This window comes from Embleya sp. NPDC059213, assembly GCF_042754445.1.
GTDB lineage: Bacteria > Actinomycetota > Actinomycetes > Streptomycetales > Streptomycetaceae > Embleya.
The window spans coordinates 17,170-21,170 of the sequence record NZ_JBHZAV010000159.1 but is presented as its reverse complement, the minus strand read 5'-3'; the positions used below and the strand labels follow the sequence as shown (position 1 = coordinate 21,170).

Annotated in this window: 3 protein-coding genes; 1 reads left to right on the top strand and 2 read right to left on the bottom strand. The window is 72.2% G+C overall.

Annotation, left to right across the window (positions count from 1 at the left end; genetic code table 11):
- Positions 1–74: 74 nt before the first annotated feature.
- Together ACFXMF_RS37145 and guaA are read right to left on the bottom strand one after the other, a co-directional pair.
- Positions 75–1,271, bottom strand: a complete 1,197-nt coding sequence (locus tag ACFXMF_RS37145; RefSeq protein ID WP_360323895.1) for a hypothetical protein — start codon at positions 1,269–1,271, stop codon at positions 75–77.
- Positions 1,272–1,575: 304 nt separating this feature from the next.
- Positions 1,576–3,165, bottom strand: a complete 1,590-nt coding sequence (gene guaA, locus ACFXMF_RS37140; RefSeq protein WP_360323897.1) for a glutamine-hydrolyzing GMP synthase — start codon at positions 3,163–3,165, stop codon at positions 1,576–1,578.
- Positions 3,166–3,455: 290 nt separating this feature from the next.
- On the opposite strand from guaA, the gene ACFXMF_RS37135 reads away from it, so the two are divergent.
- Positions 3,456–3,740 carry a chorismate mutase gene (locus ACFXMF_RS37135; protein WP_360323899.1) on the top strand — a complete coding sequence of 95 codons (285 nt, stop codon included), beginning with the start codon at positions 3,456–3,458 and terminating at the stop codon, positions 3,738–3,740.
- The last annotated feature ends 261 nt before the right edge of the window (positions 3,741–4,001 follow it).

Here is a 4,001-nt window from a genome sequence, read left to right as displayed (position 1 = left end):
GGCCGGGCCGAATGAATCGGCCCGGCCCGCACGCGTATCCGCGCACCGTCTCGGCGGCGTCGCCGAGACGGTGCCTAAGCGGTGATCTGGATCTCGTAGGGCGCCGACTCCACGCCGGACGCCGAGACCACGCACAGCTCCACCCGGCCGGGTTCGACGTCGACCGGGACCGGGACGACCACGCACGCGTCGGACGGGTTGGCGAAGCCGGTGTCGGCCGGGATCAGCGGGGCGTGCACGTGCACCGCGCCGAACTTGACCACCACCCGGGCGAGCAGGTCCGCCTCGTGCGAGCCGCCCGCGGCGAGGTTGATCCCGCGCACCTCGATGTCGTCGCCCTGGCGGACGGCGGAGTCCAGGTCGCCGCGGGTGCGCACGCGGACCACGGACAGGATCACCGGGCGGTCGTTCTCGGCCAGCTTGCCCGCGAGATAGGTGATCACCGAGACCACGGCGAGCGCGACCAACGTGGCCGGGATGTCCGGGAGTCGGTCCGGGTCGCGGGCCAGGCCGACCACCACGAAGCCCACCGCGACCAGGTTGACGAGCAGGTACTGCGCGTCCACGAAGGAGGCTCGGCCCGCGTCGTCGGTGACCAGGTCGCGCAGCGCGGCCCGGTCGGCGCGCAGCTTCTGCAACACCCGGCGGCCGACCTTGTCGCCGACGATGCGCCGGACCGCGACCGCGGCCAGCAGCGGCGCGGCCACCAGGGTGATCTGGTCGAGCGCGACGTTGCCGAGCCGATCCAGCAGCCGATCCCGCTCGCCGGCCCCGGAGGCCGAGGCCAGCCGCATGCCCAGGAAGGCGAAGCAGTACATCAGCGCCACCATCCACAGCGCGGCGACCGCCTTGGAGGTGGACAACCGGCCGTCCAGGCCGCGTACGGGCGCGAACACGCCACCGCTCGTCCGGGCGGCCCACCCGACCACGCTGAGCGCTCCGGCGACCACCACGGCGGCCACGATCCCGGCGGTGCGCGAGCCGGTCCAGCCGGCGCCGATCGCGGTGAGGGCCTGAACCAGGACGAGCACCGCGACCAGGAGCCACAACACGATCAGCGCGCGCCCACCGAGCACTTGCAGCCAGGCGCGCCCCTGGGCCCGGCGCACGGCCGCCAACTCCTGTGCCTTGCCCCGCAGTTCGTCGGAAATCCACTGGCGGGCGCCGCCGTCGGAGTGGGCGACGGCCGAGGGCACACCCTCCTTGCGGGCCAGGGTTCGCCTCAGCGTCTCGAAATCGGCGACGGTCCTGCGGTATTCCTCCCGGACCACGCAATGACAGTCCGGTCCGTGCACACCGACACCGTGCGCCACTTCGCCACGCCCTCCCCACCACCACATACGAACGTGCTCGTTCAGCGGCACATTGTGCCGCATCCGAGGGGGGTCGCATGGGCCCGGTCGGGGGATCGCACGGTTTGTCGATCCCAGACCCCGGGCGACCTCGATCCCGGTCCCCCGCAAGGCGACCCGCCGGCCGTCGCGACGCGTTTCCACGCCCCCCGCGAACGCCGCCGGCCCCCGCCCGGAATCGGGTGGGGGCCGGCGGCGCGCACGTGCGATGCGACGGTGGGGACTACTCCCACTCGATGGTGCCCGGGGGCTTGCTGGTCACGTCCAGCGTGACCCGGTTGACCTCCCGGACCTCGTTGGTGATCCGGTTGGAGATCCGGGCCAGCAGGTCGTAGGGCAGGCGCGACCAGTCGGCCGTCATGGCGTCCTCGGAGGAGACCGGACGCAGCACGATCGGGTGGCCGTAGGTCCGGCCGTCACCCTGCACGCCGACCGAGCGCACGTCCGCGAGCAGCACGACCGGGCACTGCCAGATCTCCCGGTCCAGGCCCGCCCGGGACAACTCCGCGCGAGCGATCGCGTCCGCCTCGCGCAGGATCTCCAGTCGATCGGCGGTGACCTCGCCGATGATCCGGATGCCCAGCCCCGGACCCGGGAACGGCTGACGCCAGACGATCTCGGACGGCAGGCCCAGTTGCTCGCCGACCGCGCGCACCTCGTCCTTGAACAACTTGCGCAGCGGCTCGATCAGCTTGAACTGCAGGTCCTCGGGCAGCCCGCCGACGTTGTGGTGCGACTTGATGTTCGCGGTGCCGGTGCCGCCGCCGGACTCGACCACGTCCGGGTACAGCGTGCCCTGGACCAGGAACTCGACCTCCTCGCCGTGCGCGCCGGCCTCGGCGACCACCTCGGCGGCGGCCTGCTCGAACACCCGGATGAACTCGCGCCCGATGATCTTCCGCTTCTCCTCGGGGTCGGTGACCCCGGCGAGCGCGGTCAGGAAGCGCTCCTGCGCGTTGACCACCTTGAGCGAGACGCCGGTGGCCGCGACGTAGTCGCGCTCGACCTGCTCGGGCTCGTCCTTGCGCAACAGACCGTGGTCCACGAAGACACACGTGAGCTTGTCGCCGACCGCGCGCTGCACCAGCGCCGCGGCGACCGCGGAGTCCACGCCGCCGGACAGGCCGCAGATCACGTGCTTGTCGCCGACCTGCTCGCGGATCAGCTCGACCTGCTCCTCGACGATGTTGACCATCGTCCAGTTCGCCGCGAGCCCGGCGCCCACCTTGAGGAAGCGCTCCAAGATGGCCTGGCCGTGCTCGCTGTGCATCACCTCGGGGTGGTACTGCACGCCGTACAGCCGCGCCCCGTCGTTCTCGATCGCGGCGACCGGCGCACCCGCGCTGGTCGCGGTGACCGCGAAACCGGCCGGCGCACCGGAGACCGAGTCGCCGTGCGACATCCACACCGACAACGCGGCGGGCAGCCCGTCGAACAACGTGCTCGTGGGACCGGTCACGGTCAGCGGCGTCGCGCCGAACTCGGCGAGGCCGGTCTTCTCCACCACGCCGCCCAGACTCTGCGCCATGGCCTGGAAGCCGTAGCAGATGCCGAGCACCGGAACGCCGGCCTCGAACAGTGCCGGGTCGATGCTGGGCGCCTCGTCCGCGTACACCGAGGAGGGGCCGCCGGACAGGATGATCGCGGCCGGCCGCTTCGCGAGCATGTCCGCGACGGGCATGCTGTGCGGCACGATCTCGCTGTACACACGCGCCTCGCGCACCCGGCGGGCGATGAGCTGGGCGTACTGGGCACCGAAGTCGACGACGAGGACGGTCTCGGTGCCGCCCCCGTCCGGGCTGGCAAAGGTCACGAGGGGCCTTCCGGCGAAGCGAAAAAAGGGGTGGATGCCGATTCTACCGGCGCCGCGCGGGTGACCCCGGCTGGTGTCCGCGCCGGCGGGCCCGACATACTGGCGCCATGTCCTCGTTCGACGTGACGCGCAGCTTTACCTATGGCACCGGGATCCCCGGCGCCGCCGTCATCGCCTGAACGAGTACAGCCACAGGCAGACGAAGACGCCCCGGGTCCGGTACCCGGGGCGTCTTCGCGTTTGCCGCCGACACCCCGGAGCACGGCCCCCCTCCGGAGAGCAGGCCACCGATGGAAGACACCACCACGACCCCGCAGTCCCCTCAGGACGTGATCGGCGCCGGCCGAGCCCGGATCGACGATCTCGACCGACGCATCATCGAGCTGATCACCGAGCGGGTGGACACCTCCGCCGAGATCCAGCGGGTCCGGGTCGCGTCCGGCGGCGCGCGGGTGCAGTTGTCCCGCGAGATGGAGGTCATCGCCCGCTACCGCGACGGATTGGGCAAGCCCGGGACGACCGTGGCGCTGACGCTTCTCGAGCTGTGTCGCGGTCGGGTCCGCCCGCAGGCGTAACCTCACCGCGCCGGCGGTCGTTGTGACTGATGGCCGGCCCGCTTGATGCGCGGGCCGGGCAACGCAAGGCCGCCGACGCGATGAGGCGCGCTCGACCAGTGCGCCGTGGGACCTCGCGTTGGTGTCGTGACCGGGACGCAGGGGACAGCAACCGGTCACAACCCCGCCGGCGGGCCGGGGGTGGGGCGCCAGAACCCCGGCGCGCCGCCCGTGTGGCGACACTGGGTGGCCCCCCAACCCCGCCCCCCACAACGAGGGGGC

Excerpts from the sequence above, each read along its gene's own strand:
- ACFXMF_RS37135 (WP_360323899.1), top strand. The coding sequence starts at position 3,456 with ATGGAAGACACCACCACGACCCCGCAGTCCCCTCAGGACGTGATCGGC.